The following is a 22,933-nucleotide window of genomic DNA, read 5'->3' as shown; positions in this document are numbered from 1 at the left end:
TTGGCGTTTCGAGCTAAGCGTACAAAGATAGATATAAATAAAGTAGGGACATGAGAAAACTGAGGAATAACGGATGACCTACATATATAAAAATCCTGCTGGAATGAGCGATAGCGAAAAAACGGAACACATTAAAAAAGTGGTCACAGCGGAAGGTGTGGCTTTACGCAAGCGGCACCCCATTTTGAACCATCAAAATGCAATAGGGGCGATGATTCTATTTGTTTCCATCGTTGGAATGATTGCTACAGCCGTACTCTATATCAATCATCAGCTTTCAGCTTGGTTCGCAATTCCCATTATTGCGTTTTTTGCATCTCTTACCCATGAGTTAGAACACGACCTCATTCACTGGATGTATTTTAGAAAGAAACCATGGGCACATCACCTTATGATGGGATTAGTCTGGTTAGCTCGCCCAAGTACCATTAACCCGTGGAAACGCCGTGAGCTTCATTTTAATCACCATAAAAATTCAGGCACTGAAGTCGATTTAGAAGAAAGAGCGCTCACCAATGGAGAGCAGTGGAGCATACGCCGACTCGTCGCCATCGGTGACAATGGCTTTGCAGTTTTGCTACGCATTATTGCTGCAAGCAATTGGACTGTTAGAAAAGTTATTTTTAAACGTGCGTTCTTAGCTTATTTTCCACTTGGAATTATTCATTGGTCTCTTTGGTATATCTTCTTAGGCTTCCATGCAGTTGATATGATTTCAAGCTTGGCAAATACACCGATTGCGTGGTCAGCTACAACGCTAAATATTATGCATGTGATTAATATTTTGACTGTGGTGTGGATTGCGCCAAATGTGCTGCGTACTTTCTGCCTACACTTTGTGACAAGCAATATGCATTACTACGGTGATGTAGAATTAGGCAATGTGATTCAACAAACGCAAGTGTTAACACCGTGGTGGATGATGCCGTTCCAACTCTTTTGCTTTAACTTTGGTTCGACGCATGCCATCCATCATTTTGTGGTGAAAGAACCATTCTACATTCGACAAATGACTGCACCCGTTGCCCATAAAGTTATGCGTGATATGGGAGTTCGATTTAACGATGTCGGAACCTTTAAAAGAGCAAATCGTTGGAATGTAAATAATTTATCTGAATCGAATACTTAAAAAATAGATTCTTAACTCGCTTGAATGGACTGAGTTCTGTACACAGGGCTCAGTCCACACTCTACAGTTTCTTAAAATTCATTGGTTCTATTGAAACTGAGTAAAAAGAAGAATCACACCTAAAGCACATAAAATTGAACCAATCACCTTATTAATTTGCACTTGCTTAGCTAACATTTTTTGCCTTAACAGCATGGATGAAAAAAGCACAGCCACTAGTGAAAACCATACAAAATGCGCAAATGACATAAAAAAGCCATAAGCCAAAAGAATGGTTTTAGGCGTGGTTAAACTCACAATTTGCGTATAGGTACTAATCACGAATAGCGTGGTTTTAGGGTTAAGGGCATTGGTAAAAAAGCCGTATTTTATCGCTTGAAAAGTACCTATAGAAGTTAAGGCAGCAGTGTCTAAAACAGGTTTTTGAGTAAAGGTTTTATAGCCAATATAGATCAGGTAAATCGCACCAATATACTTAACAATATTCAAAATTTGCGGCGTATAAGTCATGACAAATGCAACAGCGACTAGGGTATAGGTCACATGCACCAACACGCCAAGCGATATTCCGAGTGAAGTTAAAACCCCTATTTTTCTACCGTACAGGTAACTATTTTTCGTGACAATCGCGAAGTCAGCGCCGGGGCTAATAACAGCCAAAATCGTAATCAAAATAACCGCAATGAACTCTGCCATTATCTTGTGCCCTCACTGAAAACGAGGGGGATTGATCTGTACTTTTTGGAATGTGTTGGGAAAAGTGAAAGCACTGCCTAAAGTAGCTATTTTTTCAGAGTAAGAAGTCGCATCTATACGGCTGTGAAGATAGATATCGATATTCAATATGTTTTTCATCATCTAAAATAGGTTTTAATAAAGATGATTTTTATTTTGAACAGAAACCTAGAAATAAAAATCGATAAAAACGACTGACCACTTATGAGTTTTTGGAATGATAGAAAGAATATCGCTGAATTCATTAAAATTTTTCTATTTTGTGGCTAAGTATGGCAGCGTCACTTTAGCTGCAAAGAAATTATTTGTGACGCAAAGTGCGGTTAGTAAACAGATTTATAACTTAGAAGAAGCTTTAAATACGACTTTGTTTGATCGAAAAAATAAAACACTTGTGATGACTGAGCAGGGTGAAATTTTATTGAATTGTTGCCATCAAGTTTTTAGTCAACTCGATGAATGTTTAATAGAGCTAAGTCAGCCTAAAACTGAAAACAAACAACTGGTCTTGTCGTGTGAACCGACTCTTTCCATGAAATGGCTCATTCCACGGTTATCAAAATTTAAAAAGCTCGGTCATGATTTTGAGGTGGTGTTACTAACAGCAGGTGGAGTGGTCGACTTTGAAAAAGATAATATTGATATCGCAATTCGCAGAAATGATTTTGATTGGGGAGAGCATATCTATAGCGAGAAAATTGCCGATGAATATATCGCTCTAGTTCAAGCAACTAAGCCATCAGAAACAAATGACTTACTCATTTCGACCTCTAGACCGAATTTTTTCAAAAGCGTTAGCCGCATTGCTGAGTTAAAGCAGATTTTAAAAGGCTACGCTAAAGTCGAACTCGAACATTTTTATCTATGTTTAGAAGGCTGCTTAGCTGGACTCGGCGCAACCGTAATCTCAATTTATATGATTGAAAAAGAGCTAGAGTGGAACTTACTGCAAGAAATTTCACCAGTCGTACAAGACGGTTCAGCCTATTTTTTACTTTCTCATAGCACTTTCGAGGAAGATTCACGCAAAACCATATTTCTAGAATGGCTAAAAACAGAGATGAGCGAGAGTCAGTATAAATTACTTTAGGTCTAGCCATTCTCCCTAAGTTTTTATGGATTAATATATTGAAAATAATAATAAATTTTAAAATTGGTAAGGGCTTTACACGTCCGTCGTATGTTGAATTTCTACTGTCTAAAATTCCCAAAGATGAAAAATATTTAACTTCATACTTCTTTATTAAACTCTAAACGTGAATTTCACTCAGTTTTGAATGAGACTAAATCATTTTTATTCATGTTGGTATTGCGGTATAAATCTATTCACGCTCTGAAGCGTTCCAGTAATTCAGTTTTGATAAGACCATAAGGCACAAATCTGACAAGGCTGGAAAGTTTAAAAAGAGCTCGAAATATTTTTAGGTTTATCTCAGAAATTAGGGTACTGATCAAAATGAGTAAAGAATTTACATTTACGATTAAGAGTATTTGTTTCGATGAAAACTATCGTCCAGCAGACAATACGCGTATTACAACCAACTTTGCTAACTTGGCGAGAGGGATGAGCCGTCAAGAGAATCTGCGCAACACATTACAGATGATCGACAATCGTTTTAATACTTTAGCTCATTGGGATAACCCTAAAGGCGATCGCTATGCGGTTGAACTTGAAATCATTTCAGTTGAAATGAATGTTGATGCTGCAAGCCATAACAGTGCGCTTCCTTTAATCGAAATATTGAAAACCAATATTGTTGATAAAAAGACCAATGAACGCATTGAAGGCATTGTAGGCAACAACTTCTCGTCTTATGTACGTGACTATGACTTTAGTGTGCTTTTGTTAGACCACAATAAAAATCAGTCTACCTTTAGCACTCCAGAGAAATTTGGCGAATTGCACGGTAACTTGTTTAAGAGCTTTATTAACTCTGAGACTTACAGAGCAAACTTTAAAAAAGCGCCAGTGATTTGCTTAAGTGTTTCAACAACTAAAGTGTATCACCGCACTGAAAATGAACATCCAGTTTTGGGTGTGGAATACAAGCAAGAAGACTATTCATTAACTGATGAATATTTCCAGAAAATGGGCTTAAAAGTTCGCTATTTCATGCCGAAAAACAGTGCTGCACCTTTGGCGTTCTATTTTACTGGTGATTTGCTGAGTGATTACACCAACCTTGAGTTGATCAGCACTATCAGCACCATGGAATCGTTCCAAAAGATTTACCGCCCTGAAATTTACAATGCAAATTCAGTTGCTGGAAAATCTTATCAGCCAAGCTTGAAAAATGAAGATTACTCACTTACTCGAATTGTGTATGACCGAGAAGAACGTAGCCGTTTGGCTATTGAGCAGGGGAAGTTTGTTGAAGAGCAATTTATCAAACCATACCAAGCGATTCTTGAGCAGTGGTCTGCTAATTACGCTCCTAATTAATCAACATACGGGTCATTGATCATGAAAAAATTATTACCAACTTCAACTGCTGGCAGCTTACCTAAACCTTCTTGGCTTGCAGAACCTGAAAAGCTTTGGTCGCCTTGGAAACTCGAAAACGAAGGCCTGATTGAAGGTAAAAAAGACGCTTTACGTTTGGCGTTGCACGAACAACAACTTGCTGGCATCGACATTGTGAGCGATGGCGAACAAACCCGCCAACACTTTGTGACCACATTTATTGAACACTTAAATGGCGTAGATTTTGAGAAACGCGAAACAGTTCGAATTCGTGACCGTTACGATGCAAGCGTACCGTCTGTTGTAGGTGCTGTGTCTCGTCAAAAACCTGTGTTTGTTGAAGATGCTAAGTTTTTACGTCAGCAAACCAATCAACCAATTAAGTGGGCATTACCTGGCCCAATGACTATGATTGATACGCTTTACGATGGTCATTACAAGAGCCGTGAAAAACTTGCTTGGGAATTTGCTAAAATTTTGAACCAAGAAGCGCGTGAGTTAGAAGCTGCTGGTGTAGACATTATTCAGTTTGACGAACCTGCATTTAATGTCTTCTTTGACGAAGTAAATGACTGGGGCGTTGCGACTTTAGAGCGTGCAATTGAAGGTCTAAAATGTGAAACTGCGGTCCACATTTGCTACGGTTACGGCATTAAAGCCAATACAGACTGGAAAAAGACATTAGGTTCGGAATGGCGTCAATACGAAGAAGCTTTCCCGAAACTGCAAAAATCTAACATTGATATCATCTCGTTAGAGTGTCACAACTCACATGTGCCTATCGATTTACTTGAACTCATTCGCGGTAAAAAAGTAATGGTTGGCGCAATTGATGTCGCATCTAACCAGATTGAAACTCCAGAAGAAGTTGCCAACACACTACGTAAAGCACTTCAGTTTGTAGATGCTGACAAGCTTTACCCTTGCACAAACTGCGGTATGGCGCCTCTTTCTCGTGAAGTTGCACGTGGCAAGTTAAATGCCTTAAGTGCAGGTGCAGAAATCGTTCGTAGAGAACTTACGGGTTTTGAACTCTCTGCTTAATCTTTACCAATAAGTGGTATAAAGGGTTACTTTTTTGATGGCAGTTGATAATCAAACAAGTAACCCTCATTTTACTTACTACATGTCGTTCTACTCAGAATGCATGTCGATAAAGTACCTTCCTGATGGAGTTGGGCGGTATAGCAAACACTCAGGACAAGGTACGATTCAATTTAGGAATAATGTCATGGTTCAAGCAACAGACTTTAGAAATGCAATGTCTTTACTCACAAGTGCGGTTAGTGTTGTGACTACGGCAGGCATGTCTGGCCGTTTTGGATTTACTGCCTCTGCTGTTTGTAGTGTGACAGACACACCGCCGACATTATTGGTGTGTATGAACCAATCTGCGAGCTCACATGCACATTTCCTAGATAACAAAATCTTAACTGTGAATGTTTTAGGCGCACACCACGAACATATTTCAAAAGCATTTTCATCTAAGCTCACACCAGAAGAGCGCTTTAAACATGGCGTATGGATTGAGTTAGAAACGGGTTCACCTGTGTTGGATGATGCATTGGTGAGTTTCGATTGCGAGATTGAGCAAATTCAACAAGTGGGTACACACACTATTCTTATTTGTCCGATTGTGGCGATTAAGCAAAGCGAGCATGACCAAAGTTTGGTTTATTTTAATCGTGCTTATCACCAAGTGGGGCAGACCGAGATTGTCTAAACAGACTTTCCGCTTTGTACTCTCACATTAAAAGTTAAAAGATAGAAATTAATAAGCATGGATCGCTTCACTTAATTTAAAAATATAATTAAATATAATATATAAAATAATAATTAAGTTAATCTAATGAAAAATAATAATAAATTTAAATACTTGTCATAAAAGCTACATTGACACCTACCAACTCTCAGATTATCCTTTGCCTGCTGGCCACATTGCCAGCCGGCTTTGACAGGCCGGAACCTAAGTACATTGAAAAAAATCATTTTTTTGATGTAGACTCGTTCGTCCCCCTTTTGTTGCGGTAGGACGGAAGGGGGACACCCTCGGGTGTGCTGATTCTTAGGTTCAGTCTGTCAACCCTCTTTCGTTCTGCCACCATAATTCCAAATGAATGCTTTGGCAGAACTCCCAAAATCAGGAGTTGGCTATGCACATCCATCAATTCTTGGCACTCATTGCCAAAAGCTATAACGACACCACTTAATTCATCTTTAAACAGTTTGAAGGCTTAACCGCTTTTCAGACTTTAAGTCATTACGGCTAAAAACTTATATCAACAATAAAACTTGAGATGTGCCAAGCACCGTCTTACGGCTTTGCTGTGCCTTTTTTTCTCCCAGAAAGGGCACAAGCTTTTTATCTCAGCCAGACATAACAACTTATTTTTATAATGGTAAAACTATGCCAACTTTAGAAACGGCTTCAAAAAAATTAAAAGTTATTCATAGCGCAGTAGATCTATTTAATCTCTATGGATTTCACAACACGGGCGTAGACCTGATTGCCAAAGAAACTAAAATTCCGAAAGCCACGCTTTATAACTACTTTCACTCCAAAGAAAGCCTCATAGAAACATGCATAAGCTTTCAAAAAAGCCGCCTCAAAGAAGAAGTGCTGGCAATTGTCTACTCACACCACTACTCAAAACCAAGCGATAAACTCAAAGAAATTGTGCGTTTACATGTTGATGTAAATAGCCTTTACCACCTTTTGTTTAAGGCTATTTTTGAAATAAAACAGCTTTACCCAAGGGCTTACCGTATGGCAGTTGAATATCGAAAATGGCTACTTCAAGAGCTTTTTGATCTGGTCTTTAGTCTGGAAACCGTTGCATTCAATCCAGATGCGAACATGGTTCTAAACCTAATTGATGGCTTGATGCTACAAGTGTTGAGTTCAAATAGTGTGGATGAAAGGGATGTGGTATTGGAGCGGTTTTGGGGGAGGGAAACTGAGGCTAAAAGTTTGAAATTGAATTTTTATGATGGGGTGCCTGATTAGCTAAAGTGAAGAGAGTAGCGCTTAATTAATCAGTTTAGTCTTGGGTAAAATGGCAGTATGCTATTGAAAGAGAAAATTAATTAGCCCGAAATATTGGGAAAAGTCTGGAATCGAAAAATGATAAGGAAAAACACCAAGATCGGTGATGTATTTATAGTTAAGTTAGATAATGATGAGAAAAAATATTTTCAATTAATTGCTTTTGATTTAACTCAACTCAATAGTGATGTGATCAGAAGCTTTAAAAAATTATACCCATTGGAAGCTGATATTGATTTATTGGAAATCGTAAACGGTGAAGTAGAGTTTTATGCTCACTGTGTGACTAAGTTTGGATTGAAAATGAATTTATGGGAAAAAGTTGGAAATATTAGAGAGGTTGGTGATATTTCTAATATTCTTTTTCGGGATACGAATGACTATGGAGCAAAAGTGGGGGCAGAGAAGATTAAAGTATCTAACAATTGGTATGTATGGCATATAAATGATGAAGATTTTACTCGTGTAGGGAGGTTAGAGGGAGAAAATCGTAAGGCAGAAATTGGTGTAGTTGTGAATCCTTACGATATTGTTGAGCGTATAAAAACAGGAAAATACGATTTTGTATATCCTGATTTTGAGTAGTAATTAAATAAAATAACTAGAGTTCTGGGAACTAAACCTCTAAGCAAATTCATTTATTGAACATGTAGAGTTAATGATTATGTTGGATAATTTAATTTTAGTAAGTGTTTTAGGGGGAGTAGTAGGAATAGGAGTTGGTTTTTTCTACAAAAAGGTATTTGTCCTAACTTTAGATAAAATGAGTGAAGTATTTTATAAAATATTTTTTGTTCATAATTTTTTTAAATTGATTTCATTGCTTTTTGCATGTGTTTTTACTTTTTTATTTTTTCTAATAGGGTTGATCTTTTTACCAATTGTTTCTGATAGTTCATGGAATTATTTTTATATATCTTTCTTTATAGGAATTATGATTGGAATAAAAATTGAAAACTTTTCAAATAAATAATTTAGATCTATTTCAAATTTTATTTGGAGCATTTGATTAAATTAAGAAGATTAATTTTATAGGCAAAGTATAAGTTAGTACTTAATGTAGAAATTTTATTATGATTTTTAAAAGGGAGTAATCATGGATATCTCATTGAATTATTTTAATAAAGTATATCTTCCTATAATTAAAGAAAATTATAAAATAACTTTTACTAGTTTTAAGGAGGGAGAAGTTTTGGGATTCGGTGATTTAGAGCGAGTTGAGGTCGAAGATAGTAAAATTTTAGGGGGAATCGAATTTTGGAGTTCAGGATGATTGGGCATTCATTTAATTAATCTAGTGAATGATGAAGAGATATTAAATTCTTTGATTGCTCCAGATGATTGTGTGGATAAACTTGAATTATTAGAGATTTTTTGTAGAAAACTAATGGAGTTAAAAGTGTAAAGATAGTTCTTAAAAATTTATGACCTAAACCTAAAGATGGTATGAATAAAATGAATAATAAAATGTTACTTGTGATTAGAGAAATTCTTCAGTCACGCTCATCTAATAATTTACACTTAGTTAAATGTCTGTCTGAAGGGAATTGCACAAAAAAAGAATATCAAGAGTTAATGAATTTAGTTGCGATTGAATTGTGTGATAAAGGATTTGATGATACTTCTGAACCTACAAGTTATGGACTTGAGCTTGAGAAAATAATCGATCAACTTAATCATTTAATTTGGCAATAAAATGGTGAAATAGAAATGTTTAGATTTTTTATAACAGCAGACTCAAATATCGAAACAGGTGTTGGGACTGCCTCAATGTCAATGGCTTCTACGAACTTTTGTAAATTTATCGAAAAACAGGATTATGGCACAAGCTTAAAAAGATTAAGCATAATTTTTATGTGTCGTTCTCCCCATCTCGAATTTAAGCAACGGATAAGACATTCTAAAAAAGAACAGGTTTTATATATGGATATCATGCTGGATTATCATAAGTTTGTCGTAATGACGCACGAACAACGTGTTACAGCGTTGTGTGAAAAATTATTGCAAGAAATGCCGCCGATTGTTAGAAAGTACAAGTTTGATGATTTTGATTTAGATAAATTAGAGAATAATCTTACGACTTGGTTTGTTGAACATGGGTTTATCAATCATTTTTAATAATTTTAGATGTTTCTTATAATATCCTTATTTTTAAATTAATACTTAAATAAAATCTTATCTTCACATCAATCGTTAAATTTATAGTAGAAATAATTGTAAGGGGATTATGTTGAAATTTTATAAAAAATCGAATGTAAAAAATATATAGATAAGTGTTGATAAATATGTACCATTAACTGTAAATTTTTCTGAAAATATTGCTTCTGAACTTTATTGGAGAGCTGGGGATGATATTTCTTCACTTCTTGAAATAGGTTTATTAAAGTCAGGTGAGCTTAACTCAATAACTTTAGTCTGTTTTGAAAATTCAGATATTAATTTAGTAACTAAAAAAATTAATGAAATTGAAAACGTTGAATCTGTATTTCCAATTTTTGATACTTCACTTTGGGTAAGTGAAATAATAGAGTATCGCGATGATTTTAGTGAAAATTTTACTATTCAATTATTAGATAATGTTTTATTTATAAGTTTTTTAAAAAAGGGAACTTCACTAAAATTAATTGGTTCTGATGAAATTATTTTTGGTGTTAATGAATCTGAAGAGCTTTCATTAATAGTAATTAAAAATTTGAGTAATGAAATGATTGAAACTTTACATAATTATTATAGTCTTTAAATTGATAGAGTTTGCCAATTACGACCAGAATAGCTACTGGTCGTGCAACTTAAAGATCATTTACGAACCTCTATAAAGAACTTTCATACTCCACATACCCATCTTCAATGGCTGGAATAATTTCTACAAATTCAAAGTAGGGCACTGTACAAAACTCAGAGTCTCGAATTGCATCAATCACAAAATAATAATCTTGCAGAGATGTCGTCTCAAACACCGCAATATCACTGGCTTTAGTGCTAAATGCTTCAACGTCATACCACCGAACTTTTACAGTTGGGTACTTCTCAAAAATAGGTTCAAGTTTCTGTGTACTAAACTCAGCCCGCTTTTCACGAGCTAAAGCCAACCAAGCAGGCAATGCTCTTAAATGAATAAAAAAAGTATAGGTTCTAGACATATCCACTCCATGACTGAGCCGAGTTGTAGTTCAACTGAAAAGACAGCATTTGCTTGTCAGATCAACATGACTCAGTCAGTATATGAGTGATTACTCATATTAAATACTCGCATTTCGGCTCATGTCAGAAACCCTTTCAGACCCACGTAAACGCCCGCGTCAAGCACGTTCAGTAGCTACCTTTGAAGCTATTTTAGAAGCGGCTGCTCGCATTTTGGAGTCTTTAGGCTTTGCTGGATTTAACACAAATGCCGTGGCTGAACTCGCTGGCGTAAGTATTGGAAGCCTATATCAATACTTTCCTTCTAAAGATGCTTTAATCGTCGAGTTAATTCGACGTGAGCGCACTAAACTTTCAAATTGTATTGTTGAAGCCATACAGCAAAGTGATGCCACAGACCTAAAAGAAAAACTAAAACTCATCATACACGCTGCTGTACAACATCAATTGAGCCGTCCACAGTTGGCACGAACACTAGAATTTGCTTCTGAACTCATTGGAAAAGACATTGAGGAAAGTGAACTTCAACACGAACTTGAGACCATCATTTCTGATCTGTTTATACGTTCTGGCGTTTCACATGCTCAGACAGCCGCACAAGATGTGATTGCTTTAAGTAAAGGAATGATTAACGCGGCAGGCATAGCAGGGGAAAGTGATTTAAATGATTTACAGCAGCGAGTTGAAAAGGCTGTGTTTGGTTATTTAAAGCTATATTAAAAATTATTAATTTTGCTATAAAATAGTATTTTTTATTTTATTAAATAATTATTTTTTTATTGGGGAATTTATGAAAGATGAAATTATGAGTAAAGCAGAGGTAAGTGCATTTACTTCGCTTTTTTTAGGTTTAGTAGGTTACTCTATTTTTATGTTTTATCTACTTGCTAAACGAAGTAAAGGAATAAATTACTTTGATGATTTATCTTCTTTTAATTATAGCGTGTCATATTTAATTTGTTTTCTCATTTTTATATTTAGCAAAGTTTTTAAGGAAAATAAGTATATAGCTAATTTTATGCCACTTTTAATAGGGATTCTTTTATCTGTGATGTTCTTTATTGTTGTTTTATAGGGGGGTAGATGTGATTTATGAACTTAAAATGTGGATCTCTGCTGAGGTGGTTGATCCATTTTTTTCATTATATTCGTATGTTTATAAAAATTTTGTTCTTGTCCTTACCTTAAGTTTTTGTCTGATCGTACTACTTTGTGCTCTTAACCCAAGTATAGTTTTCACTCCTAAAAAAGAGGGTTTTGTTGTTTATGAACCTGAATTTCAAATTAAACATGGGCGTATGACATCACTGATAATAAAAAGGAGAAATAAAAAATTTTTAATTAATTGTGCATATTTTAAAAATGAGAATAGTTCATTCTGTGAATTATATAGACCTAGAAAATTGCTTAAATTAGAAGGAAGTTTTTTCCCTTATCCTTCAATATTTCTTGATGGTAACAAAATTGTAGCTAGTAGTGTTCGCTTTGAAGATGAAAAAGGGAGTGTAATTAATTTTTTAACAAGTGAAGAAAAAATTGCTTCTTGGTGGAATTGGATTATGTTCCCCACCTTATTGATAAGGTATTTAATTTTAATCTGGTTAGTAGTAGTTGTTTCAATATTACTTTTAAAAGGTTTTAAATATCAGAATAAAAGCTAAGTTTTATTACAACAGATATTCTTGAAGTTCTTTTTCAATCGTTTCACTAATCAACGTTGAATAGTCACTATCCTTAGTATCTAAATGACGCATTAACCACACATCTTGTTTTAAAGTTTGCTTAGGTAGTATGGGCACTAAACCAGAAGCCTTTGCAACAAAACAAGGCAGGGCTGTAATTCCTTGTCCTTCAATGACTGCTCGTAGTTGCGAGTGCATGTTATCAAAAGATAAAGCAGGTGCTGCATCTTGGGTGAGTTCACGCATCCATTGTGCTAAGAACGTATATTGAAGGCTTCGGTCCCAACCGATTATACGATGATTCAGTAAATCATCAGACGTTTCAGCATGCTTTGTGAAACTGGCGAGATAATCCTGACTACAATAAAGACCATACTCTAGTTGGCCAAGGCGTCGAATAATATAACGCCCGCTTTCTGGTCGAACAAGTCGAAGAATAATGTCAGCTTCCCGTCGGGAAAAATCAACAGGAACGACACTCGTTGAGATTTCTAATTGTAAATCTGGATGCTTCAGTTGCAATGCTGTTAGCTTTGACTGAAGCAACTGTTGCCCGATTAACTCAGGTAAAGCAATGCGGAACAATGATTGTTGCCCTTGATCGTTGTAACGTTCCATCGCTATTAAATGCTCTTCTGCTTTTTCAGCCAAAGCAAAAAAATGTTTTCCAACGTGGGTGAGTGTATAGCCATCATTGTCTCGAGAAAAAAGAATCGCATTGAGACTTTTCTCTAGTTCAACAGCTCTGCGATGTACGGTAGAAACACTAATACCAAGCAATTTTGCACTGCGGCTTAACCCGCCAGTTCGCCCAATAGCTAACAAAATTTTAGTATCGTCCCAGTTCATACCTTTCCATATTTAGAAAATGCGTTTGCAATAAAAACTATAGTATCCCTGATGTTTAGATTTATACAATTCAAACAACCACTACAGGGACTCAAAAACTAATGATATGAGACGACTATAAACCTTTTAGAGCTACGACATGTTTTGCTGCAATTAAATAAGATTTTCTGGTTATGGCGGGAGCTATTTCTGAGATCACAATATTAACAACAGAGGAGTTCTGCCATGACGACCATTTATGTGGTTGATGCATTTACCACCAAACCAAATACAGGAAATCGAGCGGGAGTTGTTCTAGATGCTGACCATCTTACAACTCAAGAGATGCAAGATATTGCTGCATTCGCAGGGTATTCAGAAACTGCCTTTGTTTTATCACCTAAAGATCAAAACCATGACATACATGTTCGATATTTTACGCCAACAAATGAAGTCCCGATCTGTGGACATGCGACGATCGCCACTCATTTTTTACGTGCAACTACAGGCCACCAATCAGACTATCCATTAATCGCAAAAACGGGGGCTGGTCATTTACCCGTTTCAATATTTAGAAGTCCAGAAGCGTTATTGGTGAAAATGACCCAAGGTCGCGTAGAATTTTTACCACCTTTTAGTGTGAGTCAACGGAGTGAACTTGCAAGCGCACTGGGTGTGAGTGAAAGTGATTTTGCTGACTTGCCAATACAAGTTGTCACGACGGGACATTCCAAGGTGATGGTGCCAATGCTGAGCAGAAGTAAGCTTGATGGATTAATTCCGAACAATGAAAAATTGAAAGCTATTAGCGCTGAAATAGGTTGCAATGGGTTTTTTCCATTTGTCTTGGAAGGTAGTAAGCAAGAACCTATTACTTATGGTCGAATGTTCGCACCCGCAATCGGTATTAATGAAGATCCTGTAACTGGTAATGCAAATGGTCCAGCAGGAGCATACCTTGTTCACTACGATTTAATCGAATGTGACCAGAAAGTAAGTTATTGGGGGTATCAAGGCCTCGCAATACAAAGACCGGGGCGAGTTCTAGTGACAGTTGAGAAAACAGATTCAATATTACATGTCAGCATTGCAGGACAAGCGGTTTTAGTTGGCTCAGTTTTGTACTCGGGAAAAGATTGATTCTGTTAAATAAATGATAAAACCTTGCAGTAACACGATAGCTGTCTTTTTTGTTGTGAAGGGTACAACAGGCGCTATTTTAGTTTTTAGATTTACTGCAAATTCATTTGTTGAGCTTGCAGTAAGTTTATCTTGTAAATATTTCTGTAACAAAGCCTTCTTCAACTACTCATTTTAGGAAGAACTTGAAAGGATTTTTAGGGTTTCCAGTCGTGTAATTCACAAATTGCCTTTTCTTCGGGTTTCATTTTCTTTATATCTTTTGGATCACCAGAGATAGGTTGGCATAAGCGTGTAGATTGCTCATTATCCTGTCCTGTTGTACGGGCCCAAACTGTGACTAAACCAGAATTTTGAATCGTTTGATTACAGCCCTCAAGCGCATGGAATGCATGGATGGAATTACGTTCAAAGTAGGTTAGCCATTTCTGGTCTGGATCTTGATTGGAAAACCACTTTTTCCATTTACCTTTTGACCCGTCAATTTGTACATTCCAACCTTTATCACTGCGTTTCTGTTTGAACTGGTCGCTGTCCCAATGCATCACCATAAACTTATTTTGATCAATACACTGCGGTTTGGTCAGTGTCATATAGATCTCTTGAGGGTGGTGATAATGGTAGGGGTAGGATGTATTGAATAATTGTACGGTCATACCAATTTCTGCACCTACTTTTTCACCATCAATTTCCTTAATCCGTAAGTTACCCCATGGACCCATGACCTCTGCATAAAGATATCCACCACGGAAACGGTCGCTTCCCGCATTTGAGTTTTCTGCGTATAGCGGGATCCAACCTACGGAAGACCAAAGTGTTGGTAGTCCTTTGATGCTCACATCCTTCGTCCAGTGTGAAGTAGTGTCGGTGCGTGAAGTAATTGCTAAGAAATTTTCGTTCAACTCCAAGCCTGCTGCACCAATTGTGCCACCCATTTTTTTGTAGTAATCAGTCAGTAATGGACGGTTAATCCATTTGGAGGTTGCTGACAAATTTTGCACTTGTAGGCTAGGGGTATAGAGTGTGAATTCTTTATAGTTCTTTTGTGGGTCGAAACATGCCTTTGCTTTGTCTGGTTCGGCTAGTACAGCCCTGAGGTGTTTCGCGACCAGTTCTACATCTCGGTACTTCATGATGCAACGTGTTTGTGCTTTTCCCGTTTCGGAAGAATATGTTTGGGTCGTTGCTTGTGCTGAGTCCTTGCACTGACCAGTAGGTGTCTCAAGTGCCTTTAGATATTGGTCTAAATAGACCAGTGACTCGGCCCAGAACTGGTCAACCAGCTTTTTTTCCTCGGCGGTAACGGGTATGTGCTTCACATCGTCTTGGCATTTGAAGTGGGCCGCTTGTACTTGAAAGCACGTGAGCGTAGTTCCAATAACTACCCCTAAAATTCGTTTATACATGATTTTATCTCTGTTGTTATCGCTAAGTGGAAGAGCTTGATATTTCTACTTAAAGTTTCTAATTTTTTGCACTTTAAAATGATGTAACGAATAAAAAGCTGGGTAAGTCCCTACAATCGGAACTCACTGTATAGAGTTAGAGAATACTTAAAAATTATCCTAAATATTGAAGTTAAACATGAAAATCTAAACTTCTATCAAAGAACACAAAGCTTAAGTTTAAAATGATTTTCATATTTTATCATCTTGATTTAAAACAACTAATTAATTTTAAATAAGTCTACATTATACTTTTTTTAAGAAAGTTGAAGATACATAAAGTATCTAAAAATTTCGAAAGTCATTGTCAGAAAAAATTATATAAGTTGTTGAAATCAATTTTAATCTAACAAGATTGCTATTTCTAGATGGATGGTCTATTTTATTGATATGAATTATTCGAATTTACCCAAAAGACCACGTGGTCGGCCAACTAAACATGGCATTAATTATGCCGATACGAAAGACGTATTAATACGTCGTGGTATTGAATTGCTTACAGAACGTGGAATGAATGCCATGAGCTTAGATGATCTCATGAAGCCTATTCAAATTCCTAAAGGCTCGTTCTATCATTATTTTGAAAACAAAGAGGCATTTATTTTAGAAGTCCTAGATGCTTATGAAACTTATTTTGTGAAACGATTGAATAAGTTTTTAAGTCAACCAGATCTTACACCTCTAGAAAAACTACAAAACTTTGTAAAAGACGCTGGAGAAAAACTACAGAAATATGATTTTAAGAGGGGCTGTATTCTGGGGAACTTAGGGCAAGAAGTTTCTTATTTGGCTCCTGAAATTATTGCTCGAATAGAAAGTATTTTTCAGGTTTGGCAGACAATAGTTTCTGATTGTTTGCGTGAATTTTATTTTCAATACAGTTTAGTAGATTGTAATGAAGTGGCTTACCAATTTTGGATTGGGTGGGAAGGTGCGGTTCTTAGAGCACGCTTAACCAAATCTACGAGTCCGTTAGAAGCATTTTTTCGCTTGTTTTCTTTAGCTGTAGAACAACTAAATTACGTAAAAAATTAATTAAAAAATAAATGCAGACATCTGCATTTATTTTTTAATTAATTCTAGACAGTTAGTCTAATTAAATGAAGAGGAAGCTTTATGTATAAAGGTATCGTAATCACTAAAGATGATGCTGGTTATGTGGCAAAGGTTGCTGAGATTACTCCAAAGCCTTTACAAGAAGGAGAGGTTACAGTTGAAGTAAAATATTCAACATTAAATTATAAAGATGCTTTAGCCATTACTGGGCGCTCTCCAGTAGTACGTAGTTTTCCATTAACACCGGGTATAGATTTTTCAGGTGTTGTAATTGAATCAAAACATCCTGCATGGAAACAAGGAGATGAAGTTCTATTAAATGGCTGGGGTGTTGGTGAAAAATATTCTGGCGGATTAGCTAAACAAGTGACTGTTTCAGGTGATTGGCTCATACAGAAACCTTCGGCTTTTTCTTTTAAGGATACGATGGTTATTGGTACAGCAGGTTATACGGCTATGCTGTGTGTTATGGCCTTGCAAAAGCATGGCATCAAGCCAAGTGATGGAAAAATTTTAGTGACAGGTGCAAATGGCGGAGTGGGTAGTATTGCCATTATTATTTTGAGCCATCTTGGCTATGAGATTACAGCATCAACCGGTAGACCCCAAGAATCGGAATATTTAACAGGTTTAGGGACAAACGAAATTATTGATCGCGCTGAATTATCTTCACAAGGAAAGCCGCTAAACAAGGAAATTTGGGCAGGTGTGATTGATACTGTGGGTAGTCATACTTTAGCCAATGCATGTGCTAGTACAAAATATCGTGGTGCAGTTGCTGCTTGTGGTCTGGCGGGCGGAATGGATTTTCCTGCAACAGTTGCTCCATTTATCCTGAGAGGGATTACCTTATATGGAATTGATAGTGTTATGGCACCAATCGAGTTAAGAAAAGAAGCTTGGGATCGTTTAGCTACAGAATTAGATAAAACAAAATTGGAAACTTTAACTACTGAAATTCAGCTAAGTGATGCTTTAAGTTTTTCAAATGAAATTTTAGATGGAAAAATAAGAGGCAGAGTTGTTGTAAAGCTCTAAGCTTTTAAAAGGGCATTAATGACTCTTTGTGTGCCTTTGGGTGAAATTATTTAAGTTTATAAAAACAAAAGCCATCTACTGAGATGGCTTTTGACTCAAGGAAATTTCAATTGTTGTTTTTCGGGCAGATGTCTGAACTTACCAGCTTAACGCACCACCAGTTTGGTAGTTAGTTAAGCGAGTTTTAAAGAAGTTCTTTTCTTTAAAGCAGCGAGTTGAAAAGGCTGTATTTGGTTATTTGGATCTCACATAAAGATGTAAATGTAAAAGGGCTACTATTGGCAACCTTTTTAAAGCATATATGTTGTACTCTAATATAAATAGAAAATATTTTATGCATTTAATATGCTTTTAATCATGTGTTTTAATTTTATTTTAAATAAATCATTATTGATGAATTTAAATAAATAATATATTTTTAATAATATGATTTTTTAGAGTTTATAGCCTACCACTTCCCCAAGAGGTAGGTTTTTTTTATGGAAATTATTTATTCTAATAATTGAATTTTATATTTTTTGTAGGTGTTTAATTGGTTTTAAATATATATGTTTAAAACTCAATTTTATAATTTAAACTATAGATAAATTAGATATTTAGTTGCTGATGCTAAAAATTAATCATTTTTTACTTTATTTTTTCGCAAAGAAAATTATTCTGAAAATTATTTATTTAAAGTATGGAATTGAATATTTTTGATAATTTTTAACTGAGTTTTGGATTGTTTTACAATATTTCAAGAGATTAGATCTTCTAATGAGTAAATTGCCTTTTTCCCACAATGATTTCCAACTTATAATCAGATCAGGTACGAAGTTTTTTTTATATTTTTGTATTGCTTCTAGTGTATCAATATCAATTACAAAGGCAGAGACCGCGTCTGTTAACTCGGGAAAAAGCTTAACAAAAAAAGTTTCTCAACTCTTTAAACCCACGCCAGATGAAAGCTACCGATCTGTCGATTTCCAAAAATTAAGCAATTTAGGGTTTGATCAGAGCCAATTTCAACGACTAGGAAATGATGGGAACTATTTACCGTCGTCTACTGCGATGTGGAACAATCAAGTCAGTTTAATTGATGCGATTCAATATGCAGTTCAACGAAACCCTAATATTTCTCAAGCCATTTCAACTTTAGCTGGCCAAAACGCAGGTATTGATTATGCAAAGGCTGGTTATTATCCACAGCTTTCAGGTGGAATAACGACAGGTGATTTGGGTAGTGGTGAGCGGGGGAGACAGTTACTCACGTTATCTGCGACTCAAATGGTTTTTGATTTTGGCAAAGTAAAATCAGGTGTATCTGTTGAGCGTGCCAAAGTACAAGTCGAGCAGGCCAACGTGCTGGTTAGCATTGATGATATTGCACTTGATGTGGCACAGTCGATTGTCAATATTCAGCGTTACCTTCAATTAAATAAAATTGCCGAGCAGCAAATTGCTGGGATTCAACGTATTCAGGAAATTGCCAATTTACGTGCAAATGCCGGTATTAGTAGCCAAGCTGATCCAGTTCAGGCACAAACATATTTAGAGTCTGCACAGTCGACACTCATTGCACAGCAATCTTTATTACGTCAGTACCAGCAACATCTAAGAACTCTGGTAGGAGTAGATGTTTTTAATAAGGCATGGGTCATTCCTGATGATTTGGTAAAGCAATCTGGCCTCTATAATGAGCCTGAGTTTAATACCATTCCAAAAATGATCGCGGCGCAAGCGGGTGTTGAAGTTGCCAAAGCACAAAAAGAACAGACCCGACTGAGTCGTTATCCGACTTTGGCGGTAAAAGGTTCTTTAAGTCAGGCCATTAACGGCAGAAACCCAAACAATGATAAAGATGACGGTCTGTACAGTTCTGTCATGCTTGAAGCAACCAGTCAGTTTTATCAAGGTGGGGCAGTTTCTTCTCAGGTCAAAATGGCGAGTTATGCAGAAGAAGCAGCTAAATCTAAAGTCAATTCAGTCTATCTGGATGTTCTTGATCAGATCAGAACCAGCCGTGAGCAAATTGAAAATAAACAACGTCAAATGCAGGTACTGACCAATCGCCAAGCCACTACGGTTCGAACACGTGAACTTTATCAAGAGCAGTACAAACTTGGTACACGTTCATTGGTCGATTTATTGAATGCAGAGCAGGCCATTCATAGTGCTAATTCAGAACTCGAAACCGCACGTTATGACATCTACAACAGTATTGTTCAGTACATTTCGGCAACAGGACGTTCCCGCCAAGCCTATGGCTTGAATAATATTTCAATTCAGGGGTTCGAAGTACAACCATGATGACAAAAATAAATTACCAGCCCTGGTTACAGGCGGTCTTAACGATTGCTAAACATTATCGAATTGAGCCTTCAGAAGAAAGAATCCGTTTACAACTTGACTGGAACCAGAATCAAAACCTTGATGATGTTTTACAGTTAATGACACGTCAGGTTGGGCTAAACCTACGTAAAGTACCGTTTTCTTTAGAGCTGCTGAACCCGTGGCGGCTACCTGTTATGGTCGAGTTTCATGACGGACAGGTCGGCATTATTGATAAAGCCGATACCCAAGGTAATGTCAGTATCCAGTTTAGTGGGGATCAGGGACTTTCTCAAAATTTAAGCTTAGATGTCTTAAAAAATACAATTAAGAATGTCTATATCCTGCGTCCTGAAAGTTCTATTCCCGATGCGCGTATTGATGAATATATCAAACCCTATGAAGCAAGCTGGTTCTGGTCAATTGTTCTAAGAGACTGGAAGCGCTACGTTGATATTATGTTTGCCTCACTCATTGCCAATGTGCTGGCACTGGCAACCATTGTTTTCTCAATGCAAGTCTATGACCGTGTTGTGCCTTCACAGTCTGTTCCAACCTTATGGGTGCTGGCTGGTGGTGTACTGATTGCCGCTATTTTTGAGTTTATCTTACGTGTGTCCCGAGTTTATCTATCCGATATTATTGGTAAACGAGCAGATTTACTTGTTTCTGACCGTGTATTTGGTCACGCCTTAAGAATCAAAAATAAAGATCGTTCAAAGTCTACAGGTAGTTTTATTTCCCAGATTCGCGAGCTCGAAGGTGTTCGTGAACTGGTGACCTCTACCACCATTAGTGCAATTGCCGATTTCCCATTCTTTTTCCTGTTCCTGACCATCTTTGCCATTATTGGCGGAAAGCTGTTTTGGGTGATGTTGCTGGTTGTGCCGCTTATGATTTTGCCGGGTCTTCTGGTGCAGAAAAAGTTAGCGCAATTGGCACAAGAAGGCATGAGAGAATCTTCAATCCGGAATGCCATTCTGGTTGAAGCGGTGCAGGGTATTGAAGATATCAAGTTGTTGCGTGCCGAATCGCGTTTCCAAAACCAATGGAATCACATGAATGAAGTTTCAGCCGATATTGGTATGAAACAACGTAAAATTGTCGGTACCTTAATGGCATGGACCCAAAAGATTCAGGGCTTAACCTATGCAATTGTGGTTTTGGTAGGATGTTTTGCAGTGATGGAGGGTGAAATGACCACGGGTGCTTTAGTTGCCTGTTCAATTTTATCTTCACGCATGTTGGCGCCGATTGCGCAAATTACGGGTGTATTGGGGCGTTTACAGCAGGCGAAAGTGGCTAAACAGAGTCTGGATGAACTCATGCAACGCCCGATTGATCAGGCTGAGCGTTCACATCTGGTACATAAAGCAGTTTTAAATGGCGACTATGAATTAAAAAATGTCTTGTTCCAATATGGAGAAGAAGACCCGAAACCAAGTTTAGCAATCCGCCATTTAAAAATTCGTGCTGGTGAAAAAATTGCAATTCTGGGGCGCAATGGTGCTGGTAAATCGACACTGCTTCAGCTTCTATCTGGCATGCAAGTCCCTGTTCAAGGCGCAGTGCATTTAGATGGTCTGGATCTTTCTTTAATTGACCCATCTGATGTACGTCGTGATATGGGTTTACTTAACCAGAACGCACATCTTTTCTACGGTACGATTCGTGAGAACCTAACTTTGGGCGCACCGCTTGCAACCGATGAAGATATTCTTCGTGCTCTAGTGGTGACGGGTGCATTACCTTTTGTTCAAGAGAAAAAAGAAGGGCTCGATCACCTGATTTTAGAGGGCGGGGTTGGTTTCTCGGGTGGTCAGAAACAAGCCTTGTTATTGGCTCGTTTATTGATTCGTCAACCCAACATTTTATTGCTGGATGAACCGACAGCAGCGATTGATGATGTGGCAGAGAAACAACTGATTGATCATTTAAAAGGCTGGCTGGCCCATCGAACCTTGGTGGTTGCGACTCACCGCCGCGCTGTTTTAGAACTGGTGGACCGTATTATTGTCGTTAACGACGGCAAAATCGTGATGGATGGTCCAAGAGATCAGGTCCTTAATCAATCAACAGCCCAACAAAAACAAGTGCAAGGGGATAATTCATGAGCGAACCAAAACAAGAACTCACCCGTTCAATGAATGTCTCTTATAGTGAGCCACCGTTACCACGTGCCAGTTTAGTGATCTGGATTGTGGGGATTGGCTTAGTTATTTTCTTTATCTGGGCATGGGTATTTAAACTTGAAGAAGTCTCTACCGGCACGGGTAAAGTAGTTCCATCGTCTAAGGAACAGGTCATCCAGTCCTTAGAAGGTGGTATTTTAACCAAGCTAAATGTACAAGAAGGCGACATTGTTCAAAAAGGCGAAATTCTTGCGCAATTAGATCCAACCCGTTTGGCATCGAATGTCGGTGAATCAAGATCTTTACTGATCTCCGCTCAGGCAACTTCAGCACGCTTACGTGCAGAGGTGAATGGTACTCCATTAGCTTTTCCTGAAATTGTGCTAAAAGAACCAAAACTTGTACATGAAGAAACAGCGCTATATGCGTCCCGCAGAGCTAATCTCGAACAAACACTTGCAGGCTTTAGACAGGCTTTGCAACTGGTACAACAAGAACTGGCAATGACGGAGCCTTTAGTTGCTAAAGGTGCGGCAAGTGAGGTTGAAGTTTTACGTTTACGTCGTGAAGCAAATGATTTGCAAAATAAAATGAATGATGTGCAGAACCAGTATTTTGTGCAGGCTCGTGAAGAGTTATCGAAAGCCAATACTGATATTGAAACGCAGCAACAAGTCGTACTGGGTCGTAGTGACAGTTTAGATCGTGCAGTGTTTAAAGCACCAGTACGTGGTGTCATAAAAGAAATTGCAGTCACTACCCATGGCGGTGTTATTCCGCAAAACGG

24 protein-coding genes are annotated in these 22,933 nt (G+C 37.3%); 20 read left to right on the top strand and 4 right to left on the bottom strand.

Annotated features, from left to right (window positions below):
* Positions 1-103 precede the first annotated feature (103 nt).
* Positions 104-1,129, top strand: coding sequence for a fatty acid desaturase (locus MKL38_RS17715; RefSeq protein WP_270903988.1), 1,026 nt, complete (start codon positions 104-106; stop codon positions 1,127-1,129).
* 87 nt (positions 1,130-1,216) lie between these two features.
* Here the strand turns inward: MKL38_RS17715 and MKL38_RS17710 are convergent, their stop codons facing one another.
* The gene (locus tag MKL38_RS17710; protein ID WP_270903950.1) at positions 1,217-1,825 is read right to left on the bottom strand and encodes a LysE family translocator; all 609 of its coding nucleotides are present in this window, start codon (positions 1,823-1,825) and stop codon (positions 1,217-1,219) included.
* 256 nt (positions 1,826-2,081) lie between these two features.
* On the opposite strand from MKL38_RS17710, the gene MKL38_RS17705 reads away from it, so the two are divergent.
* The 10 genes from MKL38_RS17705 to MKL38_RS17660 all read left to right on the top strand — a co-directional run bounded on the left by MKL38_RS17705 (position 2,082) and on the right by MKL38_RS17660 (position 9,492).
* Positions 2,082-2,954, top strand: coding sequence for a LysR family transcriptional regulator (locus MKL38_RS17705; RefSeq protein WP_270903949.1), 873 nt, complete (start codon positions 2,082-2,084; stop codon positions 2,952-2,954).
* Positions 2,955-3,320: 366 nt separating this feature from the next.
* Positions 3,321-4,307, top strand: a complete 987-nt coding sequence (locus MKL38_RS17700) for a DUF1852 domain-containing protein (protein WP_005042907.1) — start codon at positions 3,321-3,323, stop codon at positions 4,305-4,307.
* 21 nt (positions 4,308-4,328) lie between these two features.
* Positions 4,329-5,372, top strand: a complete 1,044-nt coding sequence (locus MKL38_RS17695; RefSeq protein ID WP_005048816.1) for a methionine synthase — start codon at positions 4,329-4,331, stop codon at positions 5,370-5,372.
* Between the two features lie 187 nt (positions 5,373-5,559).
* Complete coding sequence (locus MKL38_RS17690) at positions 5,560-6,051, top strand: flavin reductase (RefSeq protein WP_270903987.1); 492 nt, start codon at positions 5,560-5,562, stop codon at positions 6,049-6,051.
* A gap of 684 nt (positions 6,052-6,735) precedes the next feature.
* A complete protein-coding gene (locus tag MKL38_RS17685) occupies positions 6,736-7,335 on the top strand; it encodes a TetR/AcrR family transcriptional regulator (protein WP_270903948.1) in 600 nt (199 codons plus the stop codon).
* 117 nt (positions 7,336-7,452) lie between these two features.
* On the top strand, positions 7,453-7,959 hold the full coding sequence (locus MKL38_RS17680; protein WP_270903947.1) for a hypothetical protein: 507 nt from the start codon (positions 7,453-7,455) through the stop codon (positions 7,957-7,959).
* Between the two features lie 79 nt (positions 7,960-8,038).
* Positions 8,039-8,347 (top strand): hypothetical protein, encoded by a 309-nt coding sequence (locus MKL38_RS17675; RefSeq protein ID WP_270903946.1) that lies wholly within the window; start codon positions 8,039-8,041, stop codon positions 8,345-8,347.
* A gap of 123 nt (positions 8,348-8,470) precedes the next feature.
* A complete protein-coding gene (locus MKL38_RS17670) occupies positions 8,471-8,647 on the top strand; it encodes a hypothetical protein (RefSeq protein ID WP_270903945.1) in 177 nt (58 codons plus the stop codon).
* 182 nt (positions 8,648-8,829) lie between these two features.
* Positions 8,830-9,069, top strand: a complete 240-nt coding sequence (locus tag MKL38_RS17665; protein WP_270903944.1) for a hypothetical protein — start codon at positions 8,830-8,832, stop codon at positions 9,067-9,069.
* Positions 9,070-9,084: 15 nt separating this feature from the next.
* Entirely contained in the window at positions 9,085-9,492 is a 408-nt protein-coding gene (locus MKL38_RS17660; RefSeq protein WP_270903943.1) for a hypothetical protein, read from the top strand.
* A 692-nt stretch (positions 9,493-10,184) separates the two neighbouring features.
* Here MKL38_RS17660 and MKL38_RS17655 read toward each other — a convergent pair.
* Positions 10,185-10,514, bottom strand: coding sequence for a darcynin family protein (locus MKL38_RS17655; protein ID WP_016803340.1), 330 nt, complete (start codon positions 10,512-10,514; stop codon positions 10,185-10,187).
* 121 nt (positions 10,515-10,635) lie between these two features.
* Here MKL38_RS17655 and MKL38_RS17650 point away from each other — a divergent pair, with 121 nt between their 5' ends.
* The 3 genes from MKL38_RS17650 (at position 10,636) to MKL38_RS17640 (ending at position 12,176) form a co-directional block, all read left to right on the top strand.
* A complete protein-coding gene (locus tag MKL38_RS17650) occupies positions 10,636-11,235 on the top strand; it encodes a TetR/AcrR family transcriptional regulator (RefSeq protein ID WP_270903942.1) in 600 nt (199 codons plus the stop codon).
* A gap of 70 nt (positions 11,236-11,305) precedes the next feature.
* Entirely contained in the window at positions 11,306-11,590 is a 285-nt protein-coding gene (locus MKL38_RS17645) for a hypothetical protein (RefSeq protein WP_270903941.1), read from the top strand.
* A 10-nt stretch (positions 11,591-11,600) separates the two neighbouring features.
* Positions 11,601-12,176 carry a hypothetical protein gene (locus MKL38_RS17640; RefSeq protein ID WP_270903940.1) on the top strand — a complete coding sequence of 192 codons (576 nt, stop codon included), beginning with the start codon at positions 11,601-11,603 and terminating at the stop codon, positions 12,174-12,176.
* Positions 12,177-12,182: 6 nt separating this feature from the next.
* Here the strand turns inward: MKL38_RS17640 and MKL38_RS17635 are convergent, their stop codons facing one another.
* Positions 12,183-13,046 carry a LysR family transcriptional regulator gene (locus tag MKL38_RS17635; protein WP_270903939.1) on the bottom strand — a complete coding sequence of 288 codons (864 nt, stop codon included), beginning with the start codon at positions 13,044-13,046 and terminating at the stop codon, positions 12,183-12,185.
* Positions 13,047-13,271: 225 nt separating this feature from the next.
* Between MKL38_RS17635 and MKL38_RS17630 the strand changes: the two genes are divergently transcribed.
* Positions 13,272-14,165 (top strand): PhzF family isomerase, encoded by an 894-nt coding sequence (locus MKL38_RS17630; RefSeq protein ID WP_270903938.1) that lies wholly within the window; start codon positions 13,272-13,274, stop codon positions 14,163-14,165.
* Between the two features lie 197 nt (positions 14,166-14,362).
* On the opposite strand, the gene dddY is transcribed toward MKL38_RS17630, so the two are convergent.
* Complete coding sequence (gene dddY, locus MKL38_RS17625) at positions 14,363-15,571, bottom strand: dimethylsulfonioproprionate lyase DddY (RefSeq protein ID WP_270903937.1); 1,209 nt, start codon at positions 15,569-15,571, stop codon at positions 14,363-14,365.
* A 429-nt stretch (positions 15,572-16,000) separates the two neighbouring features.
* On the opposite strand from dddY, the gene MKL38_RS17620 reads away from it, so the two are divergent.
* From MKL38_RS17620 to MKL38_RS17600, 5 genes are all read left to right on the top strand, one after another.
* Positions 16,001-16,645: a TetR/AcrR family transcriptional regulator gene (locus MKL38_RS17620; RefSeq protein ID WP_270903936.1), complete on the top strand. Its 645-nt coding sequence runs from the start codon at positions 16,001-16,003 to the stop codon at positions 16,643-16,645.
* 81 nt (positions 16,646-16,726) lie between these two features.
* Positions 16,727-17,704, top strand: a complete 978-nt coding sequence (gene acuI, locus MKL38_RS17615) for an acrylyl-CoA reductase (NADPH) (RefSeq protein WP_270903935.1) — start codon at positions 16,727-16,729, stop codon at positions 17,702-17,704.
* 756 nt (positions 17,705-18,460) lie between these two features.
* Positions 18,461-19,993 (top strand): TolC family outer membrane protein, encoded by a 1,533-nt coding sequence (locus MKL38_RS17610; RefSeq protein ID WP_270903934.1) that lies wholly within the window; start codon positions 18,461-18,463, stop codon positions 19,991-19,993.
* On the top strand, positions 19,990-22,128 hold the full coding sequence (locus MKL38_RS17605; protein ID WP_270903585.1) for a type I secretion system permease/ATPase: 2,139 nt from the start codon (positions 19,990-19,992) through the stop codon (positions 22,126-22,128). Before MKL38_RS17610 ends, MKL38_RS17605 begins: the two co-directional genes overlap by 4 nt.
* A partial coding sequence (locus MKL38_RS17600) for a biotin/lipoyl-binding protein (protein WP_270903586.1) occupies positions 22,125-22,933 on the top strand: 809 nt, incomplete at its 3' end. The genes MKL38_RS17605 and MKL38_RS17600, both read left to right, overlap by 4 nt.

The sequence above is a fragment of the Acinetobacter sp. AOR14_HL genome (assembly GCF_027855175.1).
Lineage (GTDB): Bacteria > Pseudomonadota > Gammaproteobacteria > Pseudomonadales > Moraxellaceae > Acinetobacter > Acinetobacter calcoaceticus.
The sequence above is the reverse complement of the archived record's forward strand: the minus strand, read 5'-3'. Positions and strand labels throughout refer to the sequence as shown.

What these genes read in the sequence shown, in the direction of transcription:
- MKL38_RS17715 (WP_270903988.1), top strand. Translation starts at nt 104, where the DNA reads ATGAGCGATAGCGAAAAAACGGAACACATTAAAAAAGTGGTCACAGCG.
- MKL38_RS17710 (WP_270903950.1), bottom strand. Translation starts at nt 1,825, where the DNA reads ATGGCAGAGTTCATTGCGGTTATTTTGATTACGATTTTGGCTGTTATT.
- MKL38_RS17705 (WP_270903949.1), top strand. Translation starts at nt 2,082, where the DNA reads ATGATAGAAAGAATATCGCTGAATTCATTAAAATTTTTCTATTTTGTG.
- MKL38_RS17700 (WP_005042907.1), top strand. Translation starts at nt 3,321, where the DNA reads ATGAGTAAAGAATTTACATTTACGATTAAGAGTATTTGTTTCGATGAA.
- MKL38_RS17695 (WP_005048816.1), top strand. Translation starts at nt 4,329, where the DNA reads ATGAAAAAATTATTACCAACTTCAACTGCTGGCAGCTTACCTAAACCT.
- MKL38_RS17690 (WP_270903987.1), top strand. Translation starts at nt 5,560, where the DNA reads ATGGTTCAAGCAACAGACTTTAGAAATGCAATGTCTTTACTCACAAGT.
- MKL38_RS17685 (WP_270903948.1), top strand. Translation starts at nt 6,736, where the DNA reads ATGCCAACTTTAGAAACGGCTTCAAAAAAATTAAAAGTTATTCATAGC.
- MKL38_RS17680 (WP_270903947.1), top strand. Translation starts at nt 7,453, where the DNA reads ATGATAAGGAAAAACACCAAGATCGGTGATGTATTTATAGTTAAGTTA.
- MKL38_RS17675 (WP_270903946.1), top strand. Translation starts at nt 8,039, where the DNA reads ATGTTGGATAATTTAATTTTAGTAAGTGTTTTAGGGGGAGTAGTAGGA.
- MKL38_RS17670 (WP_270903945.1), top strand. Translation starts at nt 8,471, where the DNA reads ATGGATATCTCATTGAATTATTTTAATAAAGTATATCTTCCTATAATT.
- MKL38_RS17665 (WP_270903944.1), top strand. Translation starts at nt 8,830, where the DNA reads ATGAATAATAAAATGTTACTTGTGATTAGAGAAATTCTTCAGTCACGC.
- MKL38_RS17660 (WP_270903943.1), top strand. Translation starts at nt 9,085, where the DNA reads ATGTTTAGATTTTTTATAACAGCAGACTCAAATATCGAAACAGGTGTT.
- MKL38_RS17655 (WP_016803340.1), bottom strand. Translation starts at nt 10,514, where the DNA reads ATGTCTAGAACCTATACTTTTTTTATTCATTTAAGAGCATTGCCTGCT.
- MKL38_RS17650 (WP_270903942.1), top strand. Translation starts at nt 10,636, where the DNA reads ATGTCAGAAACCCTTTCAGACCCACGTAAACGCCCGCGTCAAGCACGT.
- MKL38_RS17645 (WP_270903941.1), top strand. Translation starts at nt 11,306, where the DNA reads ATGAAAGATGAAATTATGAGTAAAGCAGAGGTAAGTGCATTTACTTCG.
- MKL38_RS17635 (WP_270903939.1), bottom strand. Translation starts at nt 13,046, where the DNA reads ATGAACTGGGACGATACTAAAATTTTGTTAGCTATTGGGCGAACTGGC.
- MKL38_RS17630 (WP_270903938.1), top strand. Translation starts at nt 13,272, where the DNA reads ATGACGACCATTTATGTGGTTGATGCATTTACCACCAAACCAAATACA.
- dddY (WP_270903937.1), bottom strand. Translation starts at nt 15,571, where the DNA reads ATGTATAAACGAATTTTAGGGGTAGTTATTGGAACTACGCTCACGTGC.
- MKL38_RS17620 (WP_270903936.1), top strand. Translation starts at nt 16,001, where the DNA reads ATGAATTATTCGAATTTACCCAAAAGACCACGTGGTCGGCCAACTAAA.
- acuI (WP_270903935.1), top strand. Translation starts at nt 16,727, where the DNA reads ATGTATAAAGGTATCGTAATCACTAAAGATGATGCTGGTTATGTGGCA.
- MKL38_RS17610 (WP_270903934.1), top strand. Translation starts at nt 18,461, where the DNA reads ATGAGTAAATTGCCTTTTTCCCACAATGATTTCCAACTTATAATCAGA.
- MKL38_RS17605 (WP_270903585.1), top strand. Translation starts at nt 19,990, where the DNA reads ATGATGACAAAAATAAATTACCAGCCCTGGTTACAGGCGGTCTTAACG.